At 65.0% G+C, this 18,556-nt stretch carries 19 protein-coding genes; 7 read left to right on the forward strand and 12 right to left on the reverse strand.

Going from position 1 to position 18,556, the window contains the following annotated elements:
• Positions 1 to 35: 35 nt before the first annotated feature.
• Complete coding sequence (locus tag ACGYLO_RS06550) at positions 36 to 1,040, forward strand: polyprenyl synthetase family protein (RefSeq protein WP_394374271.1); 1,005 nt, start codon at positions 36 to 38, stop codon at positions 1,038 to 1,040.
• On the opposite strand, the gene ACGYLO_RS06555 is transcribed toward ACGYLO_RS06550, so the two are convergent.
• The 3 genes from ACGYLO_RS06555 to ACGYLO_RS06565 form a co-directional block, all read right to left on the reverse strand.
• Complete coding sequence (locus tag ACGYLO_RS06555; protein ID WP_271688193.1) at positions 1,037 to 1,909, reverse strand: 4-(cytidine 5'-diphospho)-2-C-methyl-D-erythritol kinase; 873 nt, start codon at positions 1,907 to 1,909, stop codon at positions 1,037 to 1,039. The genes ACGYLO_RS06550 and ACGYLO_RS06555 overlap by 4 nt on opposite strands.
• Positions 1,906 to 3,615 carry a tetratricopeptide repeat protein gene (locus tag ACGYLO_RS06560; protein ID WP_271688194.1) on the reverse strand — a complete coding sequence of 570 codons (1,710 nt, stop codon included), beginning with the start codon at positions 3,613 to 3,615 and terminating at the stop codon, positions 1,906 to 1,908. The genes ACGYLO_RS06555 and ACGYLO_RS06560 overlap by 4 nt, the downstream gene beginning before the upstream one ends.
• A gap of 163 nt (positions 3,616 to 3,778) precedes the next feature.
• Positions 3,779 to 5,431, reverse strand: a complete 1,653-nt coding sequence (locus ACGYLO_RS06565; RefSeq protein ID WP_271688195.1) for an electron transfer flavoprotein-ubiquinone oxidoreductase — start codon at positions 5,429 to 5,431, stop codon at positions 3,779 to 3,781.
• 365 nt (positions 5,432 to 5,796) lie between these two features.
• Between ACGYLO_RS06565 and greA the strand changes: the two genes are divergently transcribed.
• Both greA and ACGYLO_RS06575 read left to right on the forward strand, forming a co-directional pair.
• Positions 5,797 to 6,267 carry a transcription elongation factor GreA gene (gene greA, locus ACGYLO_RS06570; RefSeq protein ID WP_067624274.1) on the forward strand — a complete coding sequence of 157 codons (471 nt, stop codon included), beginning with the start codon at positions 5,797 to 5,799 and terminating at the stop codon, positions 6,265 to 6,267.
• 14 nt (positions 6,268 to 6,281) lie between these two features.
• The gene (locus ACGYLO_RS06575) at positions 6,282 to 7,349 is read left to right on the forward strand and encodes a hypothetical protein (protein ID WP_276154278.1); all 1,068 of its coding nucleotides are present in this window, start codon (positions 6,282 to 6,284) and stop codon (positions 7,347 to 7,349) included.
• Positions 7,350 to 7,358: 9 nt separating this feature from the next.
• Here ACGYLO_RS06575 and ACGYLO_RS06580 read toward each other — a convergent pair whose 3' ends face one another.
• The 3 genes from ACGYLO_RS06580 to ACGYLO_RS06590 are packed head-to-tail and all read right to left on the reverse strand — an operon-like array spanning position 7,359 to position 10,616.
• Entirely contained in the window at positions 7,359 to 9,122 is a 1,764-nt protein-coding gene (locus ACGYLO_RS06580) for a bifunctional molybdopterin-guanine dinucleotide biosynthesis adaptor protein MobB/molybdopterin molybdotransferase MoeA (RefSeq protein ID WP_271688197.1), read from the reverse strand.
• Positions 9,119 to 9,721, reverse strand: a complete 603-nt coding sequence (gene mobA, locus ACGYLO_RS06585) for a molybdenum cofactor guanylyltransferase MobA (RefSeq protein ID WP_271688198.1) — start codon at positions 9,719 to 9,721, stop codon at positions 9,119 to 9,121. The genes ACGYLO_RS06580 and mobA overlap by 4 nt, the downstream gene beginning before the upstream one ends.
• Positions 9,722 to 9,725: 4 nt before the next feature.
• Entirely contained in the window at positions 9,726 to 10,616 is an 891-nt protein-coding gene (locus ACGYLO_RS06590; RefSeq protein ID WP_271689994.1) for a formate dehydrogenase accessory sulfurtransferase FdhD, read from the reverse strand.
• 49 nt (positions 10,617 to 10,665) lie between these two features.
• On the opposite strand from ACGYLO_RS06590, the gene ACGYLO_RS06595 reads away from it, so the two are divergent.
• Both ACGYLO_RS06595 and ACGYLO_RS06600 read left to right on the forward strand, forming a co-directional pair.
• Positions 10,666 to 11,388 (forward strand): AzlC family ABC transporter permease, encoded by a 723-nt coding sequence (locus tag ACGYLO_RS06595; protein WP_271688199.1) that lies wholly within the window; start codon positions 10,666 to 10,668, stop codon positions 11,386 to 11,388.
• A complete protein-coding gene (locus tag ACGYLO_RS06600) occupies positions 11,388 to 11,714 on the forward strand; it encodes an AzlD domain-containing protein (RefSeq protein ID WP_067265610.1) in 327 nt (108 codons plus the stop codon). The genes ACGYLO_RS06595 and ACGYLO_RS06600 overlap by 1 nt, the downstream gene beginning before the upstream one ends.
• Positions 11,715 to 11,723: 9 nt before the next feature.
• Here the strand turns inward: ACGYLO_RS06600 and ACGYLO_RS06605 are convergent, their stop codons facing one another.
• The 5 genes from ACGYLO_RS06605 to ACGYLO_RS06625 all read right to left on the reverse strand — a co-directional run bounded on the left by ACGYLO_RS06605 (position 11,724) and on the right by ACGYLO_RS06625 (position 15,922).
• The gene (locus ACGYLO_RS06605) at positions 11,724 to 12,332 is read right to left on the reverse strand and encodes a hypothetical protein (protein WP_271688200.1); all 609 of its coding nucleotides are present in this window, start codon (positions 12,330 to 12,332) and stop codon (positions 11,724 to 11,726) included.
• Between the two features lie 33 nt (positions 12,333 to 12,365).
• Positions 12,366 to 12,500 (reverse strand): aa3-type cytochrome c oxidase subunit IV, encoded by a 135-nt coding sequence (locus ACGYLO_RS06610; RefSeq protein WP_067265607.1) that lies wholly within the window; start codon positions 12,498 to 12,500, stop codon positions 12,366 to 12,368.
• A gap of 150 nt (positions 12,501 to 12,650) precedes the next feature.
• Positions 12,651 to 13,115 carry a DUF6173 family protein gene (locus tag ACGYLO_RS06615; RefSeq protein WP_271688201.1) on the reverse strand — a complete coding sequence of 155 codons (465 nt, stop codon included), beginning with the start codon at positions 13,113 to 13,115 and terminating at the stop codon, positions 12,651 to 12,653.
• Positions 13,116 to 13,118: 3 nt separating this feature from the next.
• A complete protein-coding gene (locus ACGYLO_RS06620; protein ID WP_271688202.1) occupies positions 13,119 to 14,195 on the reverse strand; it encodes an MBL fold metallo-hydrolase in 1,077 nt (358 codons plus the stop codon).
• On the reverse strand, positions 14,192 to 15,922 hold the full coding sequence (locus ACGYLO_RS06625) for an acyl-CoA dehydrogenase (protein WP_271688203.1): 1,731 nt from the start codon (positions 15,920 to 15,922) through the stop codon (positions 14,192 to 14,194). Before ACGYLO_RS06625 ends, ACGYLO_RS06620 begins: the two co-directional genes overlap by 4 nt.
• Before the next feature lie 158 nt (positions 15,923 to 16,080).
• On the opposite strand from ACGYLO_RS06625, the gene ACGYLO_RS06630 reads away from it, so the two are divergent.
• Positions 16,081 to 17,022: an L-threonylcarbamoyladenylate synthase gene (locus tag ACGYLO_RS06630; protein ID WP_271688204.1), complete on the forward strand. Its 942-nt coding sequence runs from the start codon at positions 16,081 to 16,083 to the stop codon at positions 17,020 to 17,022.
• Here ACGYLO_RS06630 and ACGYLO_RS06635 read toward each other — a convergent pair.
• Complete coding sequence (locus ACGYLO_RS06635; RefSeq protein WP_067265595.1) at positions 17,019 to 17,573, reverse strand: YqgE/AlgH family protein; 555 nt, start codon at positions 17,571 to 17,573, stop codon at positions 17,019 to 17,021. The genes ACGYLO_RS06630 and ACGYLO_RS06635 overlap by 4 nt on opposite strands.
• 164 nt (positions 17,574 to 17,737) lie before the next feature.
• On the opposite strand from ACGYLO_RS06635, the gene ACGYLO_RS06640 reads away from it, so the two are divergent.
• Positions 17,738 to 18,550, forward strand: a complete 813-nt coding sequence (locus ACGYLO_RS06640) for a protein-disulfide reductase DsbD domain-containing protein (RefSeq protein ID WP_271688205.1) — start codon at positions 17,738 to 17,740, stop codon at positions 18,548 to 18,550.
• Positions 18,551 to 18,556 lie beyond the last annotated feature (6 nt).

Genomic DNA, 18,556 nt, shown 5'->3' on the forward strand with positions numbered 1-18,556 from the left:
GCCGGATCACCGGCATGTCGAGCGGGACGCGGGAAATGATGATTAAAAGTGATGCAACGGGCAAACCGCACGACCGCATGGCGGCCTATCTAAGCGATGATATGGCGGCGGTCAGCGCGCTGATCCGTGAGCGGATGGCGTCGAAACACGCGCCCCGCATCCCCGAGGTCACCGCCCATCTGGTCGAGGCGGGCGGCAAGCGCCTGCGCCCGATGCTGACGCTGGCCGCGGCCCGGATGTGCGGCTATGACGGGCCCTATCACGTCCATCTGGCCGCCACGGTTGAGTTCATTCACACCGCGACCCTGCTGCACGACGATGTGGTGGACGAAAGCGCCCAACGGCGAGGGCGGCCTACGGCGAACCTTTTGTGGGACAACCAGTCGTCGGTGCTGGTCGGGGACTACCTCTTTGCCCGCAGCTTTCAGTTGATGACCGAGCCGGGCTCGATGCCCGTCATGCGCATCCTGTCGAACGCCGCCGCGACCATCGCGGAGGGCGAGGTGCTGCAACTGACCGCGGCGCAGAATCTGGCCACGGATGAACAGGTCTATCTGCAAGTCGTGCGCGGCAAGACGGCGGCGCTCTTCTCAGCCGCGACCGAGGTGGGCGGCGTGATCGCCGATGCTCCGGAGGATCAGGTCACGGCGCTCTATGACTATGGTGACGCCCTTGGCATCGCCTTTCAGATCGTCGACGATCTGCTGGATTATCAGGGTGATACAGGGGCCACGGGCAAGAACGTCGGCGACGATTTCCGCGAGCGCAAGCTGACCCTGCCGGTGATCAAAGCCGTGGCCAAGGCCGACGAGGATGAGCGCGCCTTTTGGACCCGCACCATCGAGAAGGGCAAACAGGAAGAGGGCGACCTCGACCATGCGCTGATGCTTTTGGACAAACACGACACGCTCACCGCGACGCAGCGCGATGCCTGTGACTGGGCGGAGAAGGCCAAAGCGGCGCTCGCCCCCCTGCCCGACCATGAGTTGAAAGACATGCTGATCGATCTGGCCGACTACGTCGTCGCCCGGATCAGCTAAGCGGCCAAGATCGGCGCGGCGGCGACCCACCATCGCGGCGCCGCGCTGGCAATACGATGGGCCGCGGCCTCGGCCTGCGCCGCCGTGGCGTAGAGGCCGAAACAGGTCGCGCCCGAGCCGGACATCCGCGCCAGCGCCGCATCGCTCAGCGCCTCCAGACAGCCCCCGATGACCGGCTCCCGCGCGATGGCGGGCGCGGCAAGGTCGTTGCGCTGTGCGCTCAGAAAATCGATGAAGTCGGAAAAGCGCGCGAAGCTCGGGATCACCTCGGGCATCGGCGGCTGGTTCTTGTCGCTGAGCGCCGAGAAGACAGCGGGCGTCGGCACATCGACGCCGGGGTTCGCCAGCACCATATGGCAAGGCGGCAGCGCGGAAAGCGGCGTGAGGATCTCCCCCACCCCCTGCATCCGCTGCGGGCCGCGGGTCAGACAGACCGGCACATCCGCCCCGAGCTGCGCGGTGTCTATGGGCAGCGGAACGCCCCAATGCGCCGCAAGCAGCTCCAAGGCCGCCGCCGCATCGGCAGAGCCGCCCCCGATCCCCGCCGCTGCGGGCAAGTGTTTCTCAAGATGCAGTGCGGCGCCACGGCCCGCGCCTGCGTCCAGCATCTCTGCCGCGCGCAGGACAAGGTTGCGGGCATCGGTCGGCACCCCTTCGGCCCGCGGGCCGCTGACCGTCAGGGTCAGATCATCCGCGGCAGCCATATCCAGCCGATCGCCCACACCGGCCCGCACCACCAGCGAATCCAGCAGGTGATAGCCGTCGGCCCGCTGGCCGGTGCAATGCAGGGTCAGGTTCACCTTGGCCCAAGCCATTCGCGACGCCGCAGCGCCGGGGTCGGCGGGCGCCCCATCGTTTGAAAGGCTCATTCGTCCGCAGCAACCTTGAGCGGGGCCGCGCCCTCTTCGGCCAGCACGGCATCGAGCCCGACTTCCAGCTTGCGGCGCATCCGCTCGGGGTCGGCCTCCGAATCCGCATCCGTCAGGTCAACGAAAGAGAGCGCTCGACGCCACTGGAATTCGGCCTCGCGCTTGCGGCCCACGGCCCAATAAACATCCCCGAGGTGATCGTTCACCACCGGATCGACCGGCTCCAGCTCGACCGCCCGTTCCATCTGCTCAACCGCTTCTTCGTAGCGGTCCAGCCGGTAGAAGACCCAGCCCAGCGAATCGACGATATAGCCGCTGTCGGGGCTGGCCGCGACGGCGCGTTCGATCATCTCCAGCGCCTCGTCCAAGTTGCGCTGCTGTTCGACCAGCGAATAGCCGAGGTAGTTCAGCACCTGCGGCTGTTCGGGGTTCAACTCAAGCGCGGCGCGGAAATCGGCTTCGGAGCCTTCCCAATCGCCGCTGCGCTCCTTTGCGATGGCGCGGGCGTAGAACAGCACCCAACGGGCACGGGCGGTTTCGGGCGTCAGCGCGAGCGCTTGGTCGTAGGAGTCGATGGCCGCCTCGTATTCCTCTTCGGCGCGCAGCATGTCGCCCAGCGTGGAATGCACGACCGGCAGATCGCCGTGGCTACGCGCCAATTGCTCCAGCACTTCGATGGCCTGCGCGGTCTTGCCCGAGCGGCGCAGCGCGTCGGCGCGGCCCAGTTCGGCGGCGTGATAGGCCGGGCTGTCAGCAGGCAGGGATTTATATTCGGCAATCGCCAGATCATGCTCGCCAAGGTTCTCCAAAAGGCTTGCCGTCAGCAAAAGCGCATCGACATGCTCCGGGCGCAGATAACGCGCGATGCGCGAATAGAGCAAAACGTAGTAGTCCCCCGCCGCCTCATTGCGCAGCACAGCGGCGAAGGTGAAAAACACCTCGGCCATGCCCGCTTGGGCGTCGGGCATATGGCTGAAGGGCGCGGGCGTTTCCTGCTGCAAACCTTCGATCAGCCGCGCGATTTCGGGGTCGCTATCCGCGCCGAAACCGTCAGAGAGCACCGCCAGCGCATCCTCGCTGCGCCCCAATTGGCCAAGGATCTCGGCATGGGCCATCACGCCGCGCCGGGTCTGGCCTGCGGCCCCTGCCTCACCACTGGCAAAGATCGCCTCCGCCCCTTCGAAGTCGCCCACGCTCGCCAGCGCGAGGGCCTTATGATACATCACGAAGCCCTGCATCCCGGCCTCTTCGCTGAGACTATCGAAGGCGGCCATCGCGGCGGTGACATCGCCCGCCCCCATATGCGCCCAAGCCTGCACCAGCCCGCCGACCCAAGGGCCGATGGCCGAGGTATCGCGTTCAAGCAGGGCCATGTAATCGCCCTCTTTCGCCAAGGCGGCCACAAGGGTCATCTCGGCCACCTGGCTCTTGGTGCCGAGGGTGATCATATTGCGTGCCAGCGGCAGCGCCTTGTCCACCCGCCCGAGCGAGAGATAGGACAGCACCGCGCTTTCCATCAATTCGATGTTCTTCGGGTCCCGCGCCAGCGCTTCGGTGTAGTACCGCGCGGCCTCGGGGTAGTCGCTGTTCACGGCGGCATGACGCCCCGCCAGATAGGGGCCTGCGACCGATTGCGCCATCAGCGGCGCCGACAGGCCGATGCAAAGCGCCGCAACGCTGGTGAAACCTAGGACATTCCGAAACATGCAAACCGCCTCATATCGCTTTGCACGCAGGCTATCATCTTCGTGCCGGGGCGCAATGGCGGGGCGGTGATGTCGCCCGGGGCAGACAGGATTTCGCCGAAAAGACGAAAAAGACCGGCACGCCTGCGCGTGCCGGTCCTTTAACTGTGCCTTTGGCGATGGCTCACATATTCGGGTAGTTCGGCCCGTCGCCGCCCTGCGGAGTGGTCCAGACGATGTTCTGCGTCGGGTCCTTGATGTCGCAGGTCTTGCAATGCACGCAGTTCTGGAAGTTGATCTGGAACCGCGTCTCGCCGGTTTTGTCATCCTCGACGAACTCGTAAACCCCCGCCGGGCAATAGCGGGCCGAGGGGCCCGCGTATTTCGGCAGGTTCACCTCGACCGGAATGCTCGGGTCTTTCAGCTTGAGATGCGCAGGCTGGCTCTCCTCGTGATTGGTAAAGGAGAAGGCCACATTGGTCAGACGGTCAAAGCTGAGCTTGCCATCGGGTTTGGGGTAGTCGATCTTCTTGTGCTTATCCGCAGGCTCGGTCGCCTCGGCGTCGGATTTGCCATGGCTCAGCGTGCCCAAGAGCGAGAAGCCGAGCGTGTTGGTCCACATGTCAAAGCCACCAAGCGCCAGCGACGCGGTGAGCCCGTATTTCGACCACAGCGGTTTCACGTTGCGCACCTTCTTAAGGTCCGTCGCGATCGGCCCTTCACGAACATCGGTCTCATATTCGGTCAGCTCATCACCGCCACGGCCCGCTTGGATCGCGGCATAGGCGGCCTCAGCCGCTGCCTTGCCCGAGAGCATGGCGTTGTGGTTGCCCTTGATGCGCGGCACGTTGACCATGCCCACCGAACAGCCCAGCAGCGCCACGCCGGGGGCCACCATCTTGGGCATCGACTGATAGCCGCCCTCGGTGATCGCCCGCGCGCCATAGGCCACGCGTTTGCCGCCCTTGAGCAGTTCGGCCACCATCGGGTGATGCTTGAACCGCTGGAATTCCATGTATGGGAAGACATGCGGGTTCTTGTAGCCGAGGTGGACGACGAAGCCGACGTATACCTGATTGTTCTCAAGGTGGTAGATGAACGACCCGCCGCCCGCATTGCTGTTCAGCGGCCAGCCCATCGTGTGGGTGACGGTGCCCTCGCGGTGCTTGGCGGGGTCGATCTCCCAGATCTCTTTCATGCCAAGACCGTATTTCTGCGGCTCCTTGCCTTCGTCCAGACCGTATCTCGCGATCACCTGCTTGCTCAGGCTGCCGCGCACGCCTTCGGAGAGGAAGACATATTTGCCGTGCAGCTCCATGCCCGGCTCATAGCTTGGGCCGGGGGTGCCATCGGCGTTCTTGCCCATCTCACCGGCGACGACGCCTTTGACTTCGCCATTCTCGCCAAAGACCAGCTCAGAACAGGCCATGCCGGGGAAGACTTCGACGCCCAGTTCTTCGGCCTGTTCGGCCATCCAGCGGCAAACATTGCCCATCGAGACGATGTAGTTGCCGTGGTTTTTCATCAGCGGGGGCATGGGGAATTCGGGGATGCGCAGCTTGCCCGCCTCGCCCAGCAGGTAAAAGTTGTCTTCCTTCACCGGCACGTTCAGCGGTGCGCCTTTTTCCTTCCAATCGGGGATCAGCGCGTCCAGCCCGCAGGGGTCGAGCACCGCGCCCGACAGGATATGCGCGCCCACTTCCGAGCCCTTCTCAAGCACCACAACATTGCAATCGGCATCCAATTGCTTGAGCCGGATCGCAGCCGACAGGCCAGCAGGCCCGGCGCCGACGATCACAACGTCATATTCCATCGCTTCGCGTTCAATCTCGGCCATTTTGGTGCTCCCTCACGGCAAATTCGGTTTGGATTTGGCTAAACCACCGCCGCGCGCAATGCAATCGCGACCCTGCGTTTATTGCGCAAAACGTGGGCCCCGCGACATAACATGACGCACGACCTTGCGGGCCGCCGGTTCTTCCCCTTTCAGATAGTGCGACTGCGGCGCCTTTCACCACCCGGCCTGCAAAGCTCATTCAGCGAAAACGGGATCGGATTGACGGCAGCCAACCGCCGATCTCGGGGCCGTTAGCCCCTTGCAATTGGCGGGCAGTTTGGGTCAGGTATCTGCCAAGTTAACACGCAATTGGCCGCCCCCCGGCGAAAACCCGGGTGCGGCCCTCATTATGTAGGCACACCGCCATGGAAAAAATCCCGATGACCCGCGACGGTCACACCGCGCTCGAAGTCGAACTCAAGCAGCTCAAATCGGTTGAACGGCCCGCTATCATCAAGGCCATCGCTGAGGCGCGTGAACATGGTGACCTGTCGGAAAACGCCGAATATCACTCGGCCAAGGAAAAGCAGTCTTTCATCGAAGGCCGCATCAAAGAGCTTGAGGGCGTGATCTCGCTCGCCGATGTGATCGACCCCAAAAAACTGTCGGGCTCGATCAAATTCGGCGCCACGGTGACGCTGGTCGATGAGGACACGGACGAAGAGAAAACCTATCAGATCGTTGGCGAATATGAGGCCAATATCGAAAAGGGTCTTTTGAACATCAAATCCCCCATCGCGCGGGCGCTGATCGGCAAGGACGAGGGTGATTCCGTCGAGGTGCGCACCCCCGGCGGGCAGAAATCCTATGAGGTTCTCAAGATCGTCTACGCTTGAACGGGAAGGCTGACATGGCAGAGCCCGACGCTTCCGCATCCCCTGAGCAAGCCCCCCGCGCCCCGCGCGGTGGGAATGGTACGGCACGGCCCACACCGATGGGCATCTACGACCGGCCCAAGGCCAATAGCATCACCGAGATCGAGATCATTGCAGGCGCGATTTCGGCGCTTTGGCTGCTTGGTACGGCGATCTATTTCACCTTCATCGCCGCCGAGGTGCCCGAGGGCACGCCCGACAGCGGGCTGCGCGGGCTGTTGATCCTGCTGGTGGTGATCATGCCCGTCGCGATGATCTGGGCCCTGGCCACCGCCGCCCGCGCCGGGCGGGTCATGCGTGAGGAGAGCCAGCGTCTGCAAGCCGCGATCGACGCGATCCGGCATTCCTATATCTCGCAACAGCAGGGCAACAAACCGGCGGGCGAGGGCAGCATTGCCCGCAAGCTCGATGAACTCGCCGACAGCGTCCGCAAAACCGAAATCGCGCTCGCTGGGCTTCAGGGCCGCGATGCGCCGTCGCGCCCCGTCGATCCGGCCCCCGCGCCCACACCGCCCGCCGCCGAAGACCAGCCGACGCTGGCCCTTGGCACGCAGGCGAGCGACAGCGCACAGCCGCTCTCTGCCGAGGATTTCACCCGCGCCCTCAACTTCCCCGAGACGGCGGAGGATCAGGCCGGTTTCGACGCCCTGCGCCGCGCATTGAAAGACCGGTCCGCCGCGCAGCTTGTACAGGCCGCGCAGGATGTGCTGACTCTGCTAAGCCAAGACGGCATCTATATGGACGACCTGCGCCCCGACCGCGCGCGCCCCGAAGTCTGGCGGCAATTCGCCAGCGGCGCGCGGGGCCGGACCATCGCGCCATTGGGCGGCATTCGGGATCGCTCCTCGCTGGCGCTGGCCAATGCGCGGATGCGGCAAGACCCGATCTTCCGCGACGCCGCGCATCACTTCCTGCGCCGCTTTGACCGGACCTTTGCCGAGTTCGAAAAACAGGCCACGGATGAGGAAATCTCGATGCTGGCCGACACCCGCACCGCCCGCGCCTTCATGCTGCTGGGCCGCTGCGCAGGCACCTTCGATTGACGCGCGGGTCTAGCCGGTAAAACTGCCGTAGGGGATGAAACGGACGGTATCGCCCGGCATGATGTCGCGGGCGGCCTCGTCCAATTCGACCAGCCCTTCGGCCCAACTGAGCCCGCTGATGCGCCCCGACCCTTCGGAGGCAAAGACCTCGGCCCGGCCATCGCGCATCCGCGCGCGCAGGTACTCCCGCCGCCCGGCCTTTTTGCGCTTCTCGAAGGCGGCAGGCACGTCGAAACCCTGCGGCTCTTGCCAGCCGCCCCCGGCCAAAAGCGCCATGGCGGGCCGCGCGAAAATCAACGAGCACACCATCGCCGCCACCGGGTTGCCCGGCAGCCCAAAGACCGGCACCCCCTGCCACATCCCAAGCGCCAAGGGCCGCCCCGGTTTCACCGCGATCCGCCAAAGCTGCATCGCCCCCGCTTCGGTCAGCAGGGCCGAGACGTGGTCTTCGTCCCCCGCCGAGGCGCCGCCGCTGGTGAGGATCACATCGACCTGCCCCGCCGCCGCATCCAGTCGCGCACGCAACGCGGCGCGGTCGTCGGCCACGCGGCCCAGATCGACCGGCTCATGGCCGAAGTCCGCCGCGAGTTGCAGCAGCATCGGGCGGTTTGCGTCGTAGATCTGTCCGTCGCGCGCCGCCCCGCCCATCTCGACCAATTCGTCACCGGTTGAGATCACGCCGACCTTGAGCATTTTGCGCAAAGACACCTCCGCCACACCGGCGGCGGCCAGAAGCGCCAGTTCCGCCGGGCCGATGCGCGTGCCCGCGGCGAGGATCACGTCGCCCGCCTGCACATCCTCCCCGGCCTTGCGGGTGTTGGCCCCCTGTTTGACCGGCCCGTGAAAGCGCAGCACGCCGCCCTCAGCGGTCACATCCTCTTGCAAAATGACGGTATCGACACCTTCGGGCAGTGCCGCACCGGTCAGCACGCGGATCGCTTGCCCCGCTGGCACGGCTCCGGGGCGGTCGCCCGCCGCCGCGCGGCCCGGCACCAGCGGCATCTCGTGCAGCCCCTCGCCCCGTCCTCCGGCAAAGCCATAGCCATCGACCGCCGTATTGGGCAGCGGCGGATTGGCGCGGATGGCGGTCACATCTTCGGCCAAGATGCGTCCCCCGGCATCGGCGGCGGCCCGCGTCTCGGCCTCTGTCACCGCGTGAAGCCGCGCGCGCAGCAGGTCCAGCGCCTCATTCACCGGGGTCCAATGCACGCCCGGCGGCAAGGCGAAACAGTCGTTGCGCAGGGGCGGCGCCGCGCTCGTGGCGGCGGCCGCCGGGGTGGCGATCAGCCCCACGTCGCGCAGGATGAAATCGGCAATGGCGGCGGTGTCGTTCAGATCGAAAACGGGCCGATCCACCTCAAGCGGCACATCGCTGGCCAGCGCCCGCACCGTCGGATCATCCGGCGCGATCAATGGGTTTCCGGTCTCGGCCCGATGGGCTTCGACCTTCGGATGGCCGTCGCGTTTGTAGCCTTCGATCAGCACCAGATCGACCGGCGAGAGCCGCGCCAGATGCGCCTCCAACGGCGGCTCATCGGCCCCGCGCAACTCATGCATCAAAGCGAAACGCGCGCCCGAGGCCAAAAGCACCTCCCGCGCACCCGCGATGCGGTGGCGGTGGCTGTCTTTGCCGGGGTGGTCCACGTCAAACGTGTGATGCGCGTGCTTGACGGTTGAGACGGTGAAGCCGCGGCCCGTGATCTCGGCCACCAGCCGCTCCATAAGCCCGGTCTTACCTGCGTTTTTCCAACCGACAACGCCGTAAACCCTCATACCATCGCCTCTGCTTTCGCCAGATCTTCGGGCGTGTTCACGTTGAAGAAGGCCGCCTCATCGGGGAAGAGCGCCTCGCGCCCGTCGTGGTGCTCCGTCCAGAGCACCACCTTGCGCAGCCCGCCCGCCAAAGCGCTGCGCAGATCGTCGCGCAGCGCCACGGGCCAGAGGCCAAAGGTCGGATGCCGCGCCGTGCCGCGTTTGGCGTCCGGCGTGGCGGCGAGGGCCAGCGGATGGGCCATGCCATCGGCAGCCAGCAGCAGACGCGGCACCAGATCGCAGGGGAAGAAAGGCGTATCGGCGGCAGCGGTCACAATGCTCTCGGCCCCCTGTTCGGCGGCCCAGTCGAGCCCAGCAAGCACCCCCGCCAGCGGCCCGGCGAAGCCTTCGATACTATCGGCCAGCACCGGGAGGCCTAGGTCGGCAAACCGCGCCGCATCGCCGTTGGCGTTGAGCGCCAGCCCCGCAACCTGCGGCTCCAGCCGGTCGATCACCGAGGACAGAAGCGTGCCCTGCCCCAGCGGCAGCAGCCCCTTGTCGCCGCCGCCCATACGGGTCGCCTGCCCACCCGCCAGAATGACGCCAAGTGGTTGTTTCATGTGGTCAATCCTTCGCGCCCTTGCGCCCGCTTTTGCGCGGCTCTTCGGCCACGCTGGCCGGATCCGCATCGCGGATGAGCCGCCCCTCCCCGGCCAGACAGGTAAAGCGCTGCCCGCGCATCCGCCCAATCAGGGTCAGGTTCACCTGCTGCGCGATCTCCACCCCCCAAGCGGTAAAGCCCGAGCGGGACGCCAGCACCGGAATGCCCATCATCGCCGTCTTGATCACCATCTCAGAGGTCAGCCGCCCGGTGGTATAGAGCACCTTATCCTCGGCCCCGACCCCTTCGGAAAGCATCCAACCCGCGATCTTGTCGACCGCGTTGTGGCGGCCCACATCCTCCATATAGACCAATGGCCGATCGCCTTGGCAAAGCACTGTGCCGTGGATCGCACCGGCCTCCAGATAGAGGCTCGGCGTGCGGTTGATCTTGGCCGCCAGCGCATAGAGGTCGGATGTGCGCACCGACGTCTCGGGTAGGCTCACCTCCGCCAGCCCCTCCATCATATCGCCAAAGACCGTGCCCACGGCGCAGCCGCTGGTGCGGGTCTTGCGCTGCATCTTGTCTTCGTAATCGGTGGCCCGTTTGGTGCGGACGACGACAGTCTCAAGCTCTTCGTCGTAATCGACACCGGTGATCTCTTCGTCTGGGCGCAGCATCCCCTGATTGCGCAGAAACCCAAGCGCCAGATAGGCTGGGTAATCGCCAATGGTCATGGCGGTCACGATCTCTTGCCGGTTGAGGAATATTGTCAGGGGGCGCTCTTCGACCACATTGATCGCCACCTCGGCCCCGGTGTGATCCACGCCAGAGACGCTGCGCGTCAGCCGAACAGCAGTCGGATCCGGGGCGATCAGATAATTGCTAAGTTCATTGTCTCGGGCCAATTGTATCCCCCTGCGGTTAGGTCTAAGCCTTTGACATTATATTTAAGAGTTCGCCATGGCCATCACCACCACCAAATCCGCCTATCGCAAAGGGATCGTCGACGCACTGCCCTTCGTGCTGGTGATCATCCCCTTCGCCTCGCTCTTTGGCCTATTGGCGACCGAGGCCGGGCTGAACGTGTTCGAAACGCTGACCTTTTCGATCGTGGTGATCGCCGGGGCCGCGCAGTTCACGGCGCTGCAACTGCTGCAAGAAGACGTACCCACGGCGATCATCCTCGCCTCTGCACTGGCGGTGAACCTGCGTATGGCGATGTATTCGGCCTCTCTCACCCCGTGGATCGGCGGCGCGCCGCTGTGGCAGCGGGCGCTGGCGGCCTATATGACGGTCGATCAATCCTATGTCGCCGCCATGACGCAATATGAGCGCGACCCTGAGATGACGGTGCCGCAGCGCATGGCCTATTTCTTTGGGACCGTGACGCCGGTGGTGCCGCTTTGGTATATCTTCACGCTGATCGGCGCGATGGTCGGCTCCAGCGTGCCGGATAGCTGGGCGCTGGACTTCGCCATTCCGATCACCTTTCTGGCCATGATCGCGCCGATGTTCCGCACGCTGGCCCATGTGGCGGCGGCGGTCGTTGCGGTGGTCGTGAGCCTTTTCGCCGTCGAGGTGCCCTATGCGCTTGGGCTGATCATCGCAGGGCTCGCGGGCATGATCACCGGCGCACAGGTCGAGGCATGGATGGAACGGCGCAAACCGAGGAGCACGGCATGATGATCGATAGAACCGCACTTTGGGTCGTGATCATCGGCCTCGGGCTGGGCAGCTTTTTCCTGCGCTTTGTCTTTACCGGATTGGTCGGCAACAAACAGATGCCCGCGTGGCTGTTGCGGCATCTGCGCTATACCGCCGTGGCGATTCTGCCCGCGCTGGTGGCCCCGCAGGTGATCTGGCCCTCGGCCACCGGGGGGCAATTCGACCTGCCGCGCGTCACCGCGGCGGCGGTGACATTGGGCGTGGGGCTGGTGACCAAGAACGTCCTCGCCGCGATCCTGTCGGGGGCCGCGGCGCTTTATGGGATGCTCTATCTGGTGGGGTAAGCGCGGGCGCTACTGCTGGGCCAGTTGCGCCGCGCGCAGGGCGTCGATCACATCGCCCTCATCGTCTTCGTAATATTTCGTCGTGGTGACACCCGGCAGGGCCTCGAACCGCTCTTGCAACTTGACGGGATAGTAGGTCGACCCGACGCTTCGAAACCCCGGCAACTGGCTGAGAATGCCGCTGGTGGCATTGGCGCAAAAGGCACCGGGCACCGCGCCATTCGCAGTCACCAGTTCAAGCGCGCGTTCGGCCACCTCGGGGCTGACGGGGATTTCCTGGCTGACCACATGAAAGGTGCTGCGCGCATGGGCCGATTTATAGGCCTGCAACCACGCGGGCGTCACCCCGTAGAGCACATCGCCCCGCTCGGCCATCCGCGCATCCCGAAACGACCCCGCGGGGTCAAAGATCACCCGTTGCGAGCCATTCACCATCAGCGCGCTATGGCCGCCGCTGCCGGTGCGGTTGTTCACCATGGTCATCAATGTCAGGGAGGGCGGCTCGGGCGCGCGGTAGGCTGCACGCGCCACAACGTCGGGCGGGCTATCGGGGCTTTGATCCACCGAACAGCCTGCCAGAACGCCAACAAGTGCAATCGACGCTAAGAGAGTTCTCAAACCGTTACCCTCGCGCCTAGGGATAGGACGTGATCAACCGGCAAAGATCGCCAGCAGAACAAGAATCACAAGGATGACGACGGTGCCGCGTGTCACGAAGGACATGAATCCGTCAAAGGTCTTTTGCTGCTCTTCGTAATTCATGCTGCCGTGTTCATGTTCAGCCATTTTCGTCTCCCTAAGACAATTTGTTGGCGCTGATTAACCTATTCGCATCACCCTGTCACGGGGGGATGATGCGCAGAAAACCATACTAGCTTTGCGCAGAACCACGCGCTATAGGGGAATCTTACACTTCCCCGCACGTTATAGACTCTTTCAGGTTTCGTCGTCTTCCAGATCGGCAACCAGTCGAAAGCCGATCCGTTGCGGGGCGGCATCGGGCACCTTTTTTGGCAAGGCCCGCAGCATCACGTTCAACTGCCCCACATGCTGCACCAATTGCGCCCGCGCCCCTGCGGGATCGACGCCGTAAAAGGTGATGATATCGGGGTCGAAATACCCCATACCTTCGATCCGCAGCACCCCGGCGTCGCCCCCGGCAAAGCCGATCGCCGCCTCATGATCGTTGTCGAGCTTTTCCTCGAAATTCTTGAGATAAAGCACCACCCGCTCATAGGCCCATTGGGCGGGGGATTTCTGCTTCACCGGCTTGTCGGTGACGGATTTGGGCAGGGGTTGATCGCCCGACTTGGGCTGATCGGTGCCCGTATGCACCTCATGCATGCGCGGTAATGCCGCAGCCTCATAGGCCTCGGCTGCCGTTTTCACCTCATCGCCCATCGCTCACCCCTTGCGCTGATACACCCATGCGCCATCCGCCGCGCGCAAGCTGCGCGTGGCCTCTCCGGCTTGGTAAAGGTGGCTCAGATGGGCGACGGCTTCAACCAGCGCGAGGCCATATTCCGCCTCACCGATGTTGCGTTTGAACAGCGGCGCGAAACATTCCGAGGCCGATTTCGGCGTGTCGATATAAGCCAGCAGGCGGCGCAGGGCGCTGTGGTGGTTCTCAATCAACTGCTTCAGCCGCGTCGGCAGGCCGGTGAAGGGCAGCTTGTGCCCGCCAAGCACTAGATGATCCTCCCGCGCCAAGGGGACGAAATGCTCACAAGCCTCCAACCATTCGCCGATGGGGTCGGCCATCGGCTCAGTCGGGTAGACGCCGATGTTGGGGCTGATGGAGGGCAGAATCTGATCCCCCGCGATCACCAGATTGTCGTCCCGGCTCCAAAAGGTCGCGTGTTCGGGGGCGTGGCCATTGCCGATATGCACTTCCCAATCGCGGCCACCCATGCGGATCACATCGCCCTGCCGGATGCGAGTGAACCCCAGCGGCAGCGGGGCCACCACATCGGCGAAATTGAAGGGCCGCTCATTGGCGCGTTTGTCATAGAGCGCCGACGCCATCCCCGCCTTGCGGTAGAACGCAAGGGCTTCGGCGACCGGCACCTCTTGGACATCCAGCGTCAGCATCCGCGCGGTCAACCATGCGGTGCGCGTGGTGACCAGTTCCGCCCCGAACTCGCTCTGCAACCATCCGGCAAGGCCGATGTGATCGGGGTGATGATGGGTGACGACCACACGCGAGATCGGCTTGCCGCCAAGCGGCCCTGCCATCAGCCCGCGCCAAATTTCCTTGGCCCGGCGCGAGGCAAAGCCCGTGTCGATCACCGTCCAGCTATCGCCCTCGTCCAAGGCATAGACGTTGACGTGATCGAGCTTCATCGGCAGCGGCAGGCGGAACCAAAGCACCCCCGGCGCCACCTCGATCGCCTCCCCCTCGGCGGGCGGCACCTCCCAAGGATAGCGCAGCCCCTTGGGCGTTTTCGGCTCGGCGGCGGAGAGGGTGGCCTGCTCTGTCATCTGCTTTTCAGGTCTTCAACATCAAGCGCATAGAGGTCTTCCGCCCCGGCCTGCGCATGGGCCAACAGGCCCTGATGCTCGGGCAAGAGACGTTGGATATAGAACCGCGCCAGCTTGGCCCGCGCATCGCCTGCGCCGGCGGCCTTCTCGGCCATGGCGGCTTGCAGATGCAGATGCCCGCCCATCACGCGGGCGAAGGCGCGCAGATAGGGGACGGCACCGGCGAAACGGGCGTTCATGTCCTTCTGCGCGGTCATCCACTCGGTCGCCTCGCGCAGGGTCTCGCTGGCCTGCCAGACCGCATCGGCCATGCGCGGGAAAGGGCCGCGTGCGGATTCGGCATGGGCTTCGATCTCATCCAAGAGCCGGTTCGCCGCCTCGCCGCCATCCATCATCTTGCGGCCCACAAGGTCCATCGCCTGAATGCCGTTGGTGCCCTCGTAGATCGCGGTCACGCGCACATCGCGGCTGAACTGCGCCGCGCCGGTTTCTTCGATAAAGCCCATGCCGCCATGCACCTGCACGCCCATTTCAGCAACGCTGATGCCCACATCGGTGCCGAATGCCTTGGTGATCGGGGTGAGGAACGCGGCCCGGGCGGCCCATTCATCCCCCTGCCCGGCGCGCGCCATGTCACTGGCATAGGCACAGCTCAGCGCGATGGCGCGAGAGGCAAAGATATCGGCCTTCATGCTCAAGAGCATCCGGCGCACGTCGGCGTGATCCACGATGGTACCGGTGCCGCCTTCGACGGGGGAACGGCCCTGCTTGCGCTCCAACGCATAGTCCAGCGCCAGTTGATAGGCCCCTTCGGCCGCGCCGATGCCCTGTTCGCCGACACCAAGCCGTGCGTTGTTCATCATGGTGAACATCGCCGCCATGCCGCCGCCCTCGCGGCCCACCAGCCAGCCGGTGGCCTTGTCATATTGCATCACCGCGGTGGGCGAGCCGTGCAGGCCCATTTTATGCTCAAGGCTGACCACATTCACGCCATTGCGCTGGCCCGGCGCACCATTCTCATCGGGGATGAACTTCGGCACGAGAAAAAGGCTGATCCCCTTGGTCCCCGCCGGTGCCCCCGGCAGGCGCGCAAGAACCAGATGGCAGACATTGCCTGCGAAATCATTGTCACCCCAAGAGATGTAGATCTTCTGACCAGAGACGGCATAGGTCCCGTCGCCATTGTCTTCGGCCCGGCTGCTCAGCGCGCCCACGTCCGACCCTGCCTGCGGCTCGGTCAGGTTCATCGTGCCGGTCCATTCGCCCGAGATCAGCTTGGGCAGGTACAATTCCTTGATCGCGTCGCTCGCGTGGTGCTCCAATGCTTCGATCTGCCCTTGGCTCATCAGGGGGGCGAGTTGCAGCGACAGGCAAGCGCCGCTCATCATCTCGTTGACCGCGCTGGTCAGGGTCATCGGCAAGCCCATGCCGCCAAACTCCGGGTCCGCCGACATGCCGATCCAGCCGCCCTCGGCAATCGCGGCGAAACCTTCGGCAAATCCGGGAGAAGTGCGCACGACGCCGTTTTCCAGCTTGGCAGGGTGCAAATCCCCGCCCCGTTGCAGCGGCGCCAGCACGTCATCGCAAAGCCGTCCGGCCTCTGACAGGATCGCGCCGGTGACGTCTTCACTGGCCTCAGCGAAACGGTCGGTGCTGCGAAGCGTTGCGAAATCCAACACGTCCTCGATCAGAAAACGGTAGTCATCCACGGCGGCGCGGTACGGCATATCATATCCTCCTGAAAGGCGCGCTTGTTCTGGCAAGCCTGACATGGCCCTGATAAAGGCTGGTTTATGTTGCCGCCAGCATGAAATGCCCGGCCGCCCCCCGCAACCCAAACGCGGCGTCACGGGATGCTGCATGATCCGACAGGCCGAAACACCCGATGACCCAGCCGACCGAGACCCTGACCGCCACGCCCCAAGGGATCGCCCGCGCGGCACGCCTGCTGCAAGACGGCGCGCTGGTCGCCTTGCCGACGGAGACGGTTTACGGCCTGGGCGCAGATGCCCGTAATGGTGAGGCTGTCGCGGGTATTTACGCCGCCAAGGGCCGGCCCAGTTTCAACCCGCTGATTGTGCATCTGCCGGATATCGACACCGCCAAACGCTATGTCGACTGGACCGAGGAGGCCGACCGGCTGGCGCAGGCCTTCTGGCCCGGCGCGCTCACGCTGGTCCTGCCGCTGAAGCCCGACAGCGGGCTGTCGTCGCTGGTCACGGCGGGACTGCCGAGCCTTGCGGTGCGGGTGCCCGCCCATCCCGCCATGCGGCAGGTCTTACAGACGCTCGGTGGGCCGGTCGCCGCGCCCTCGGCCAACCCCTCGGGCAAGATCAGCGCGACCACGGCGGATCATGTGCTGGCGGGCCTCGACGGTAAGATCGCAGCGGTGCTGGACGACGGCGCCTGCCCCGTTGGGTTGGAAAGCACGATCATCGGCCTGACCGGCCCCCGCCCCGCCCTGCTGCGCGCAGGCGGTCTGCCGAGCGAGGCGATTGAGGCCGCGCTTGGCCAAGGGCTGGAGGTTGTCGATGGGGCCGAGATCATCGCGCCGGGGCAGCTCGCCTCGCATTACGCGCCCGGCGCGGCGGTGCGGCTGAATGCGCGAACGGCGGGGCCGGGTGAAGTGCTGCTTGGGTTTGGCGAGATGATCTGCGATCTCAACCTCTCCCCCTCCGGCGATCTGACCGAGGCTGCGGCGAAACTGTTCGACCACCTGCACCAGTTGGACGCCACCGGTCAGACCATCGCCGTGGCGCCGATCCCCGATCACGGGCTGGGCCGCGCGATCAACGACCGATTGGCCCGCGCAGCAGCACCGCGTTAGGCGTGCCCGGCTGAGGCCGACAGCCCCAAGGGATCGATCCCCAGCGTCTTGAGCGCCGCGCCCCATTTCTCGGGATCCGGCAGATCGAAAATCACCTCGGGCGAGGCTTCGCAGGTCAGCCATCCGTTCTGGGCGATCTCACCCTCCAACTGCCCCGGCCCCCAGCCTGCATAGCCCAGCATCAACTGCGCCTGCGCCGGGCCCTTGCCGGTGGCGATGTCTTCGAGGATGTCGCGGGTGGTGGTCAGGGCGATGCCATCGCCCACGCGCAGCGTCTCAATGGCCGAGCGGTATTCGTCGGAATGCAACACAAAGCCGCGCCCGGTCTCGACCGGCCCGCCGAAATGCACGGCCAGCGATTTGGCCTGCGGCGGCGTGTCTTCGACCAGTTGATCCAGCACATCCGACAGGCGCAGTTCCGGGGCGGGTTTGTTGACGATCAACCCCATCGCCCCCTGTTCGGAATGCGCGGAAAGGTAGATCACCGAATGCGCGAAACGCGGATCGCCCATGCCCGGCATCGCGACCAGCAGCTTGCCCGTCAGTTCCATCGTCTGCCCCGTCAACGCCCACCTCCTGAAGGTAACCTTTCTTTGAACATGGCCGCTTGCGCCCCACAAAACAAGAGAGGCGCCCCACCGCTCGCCGCATCAGCGAAACATGGATGATGCAAATGTGACTTGGCAGGCGCGGAAGGATACCGCATCAAGTCCGCATGACCATATCGCGCTTCTTTTCCGCCCTTCTCTCCTGTCTCACCCTCGCCCTGCCCGCCGCGGCGCAGGATGCTGTCGGCACGCCTTTGCAGGGCGATCTGCTCACTGGTTGGCAACAGTCTGACGGGCGGCGCGTGGCGGCGATCCGGCTGCGCATGGCACCGGGTTGGAAGACCTATTGGCGCAGCCCCGGCGATGCAGGCATCCCGCCGGAGTTCGACTGGTCCGGCTCGGACAACCTGCGCGACGTGCAGATCACATGGCCCGCGCCCAAGGTCTTTGACCAAGGCGGGGTGAACTCCATCGGCTATGCCCGCGAGGTGATCCTGCCGCTGACCATCACCCCGCACCGCCCCGGTGCGCCGGTCACATTGGACACCAGCATCGACCTTGGCGTGTGCAGCGACATCTGCCTGCCACAGACCATCCACCTGCGCGCCCTGCTTGACACCCGCGACAGCAAGCCCACCCCGGCCATCGCCGCCGCCTTTGCCGCGCGGCCCTATTCCGGCGCTGAGGCCGGTTTGAAAAGCGCCCAATGCAGCCTGCGCCCCACCGCGCGGGGGCTGGAGATCGAAACCCGGCTGGCCCTGCCCTCTGCCGGGGGTAAGGAGACCGTGGTGATCGAACCCGGCAATCCCAACATGTGGATGAGCGAGACCGTGGGCCAGCGGTCGGGAAATACGCTTGTCGCCAGCGGCGAGATGATCGCCGAGAATGGCACCGCACTGGCGCTCGACCGTTCCGCCATTCGGATCACGGTGATCGGCAAGAACCACGCGGTGGAGGTGACGGGCTGCACCACGGGCTAAACCCGC

The organism is Sulfitobacter sp. 1A13353 (assembly GCF_043557255.1).
In the GTDB taxonomy this organism is placed as follows: domain Bacteria; phylum Pseudomonadota; class Alphaproteobacteria; order Rhodobacterales; family Rhodobacteraceae; genus Sulfitobacter; species Sulfitobacter faviae.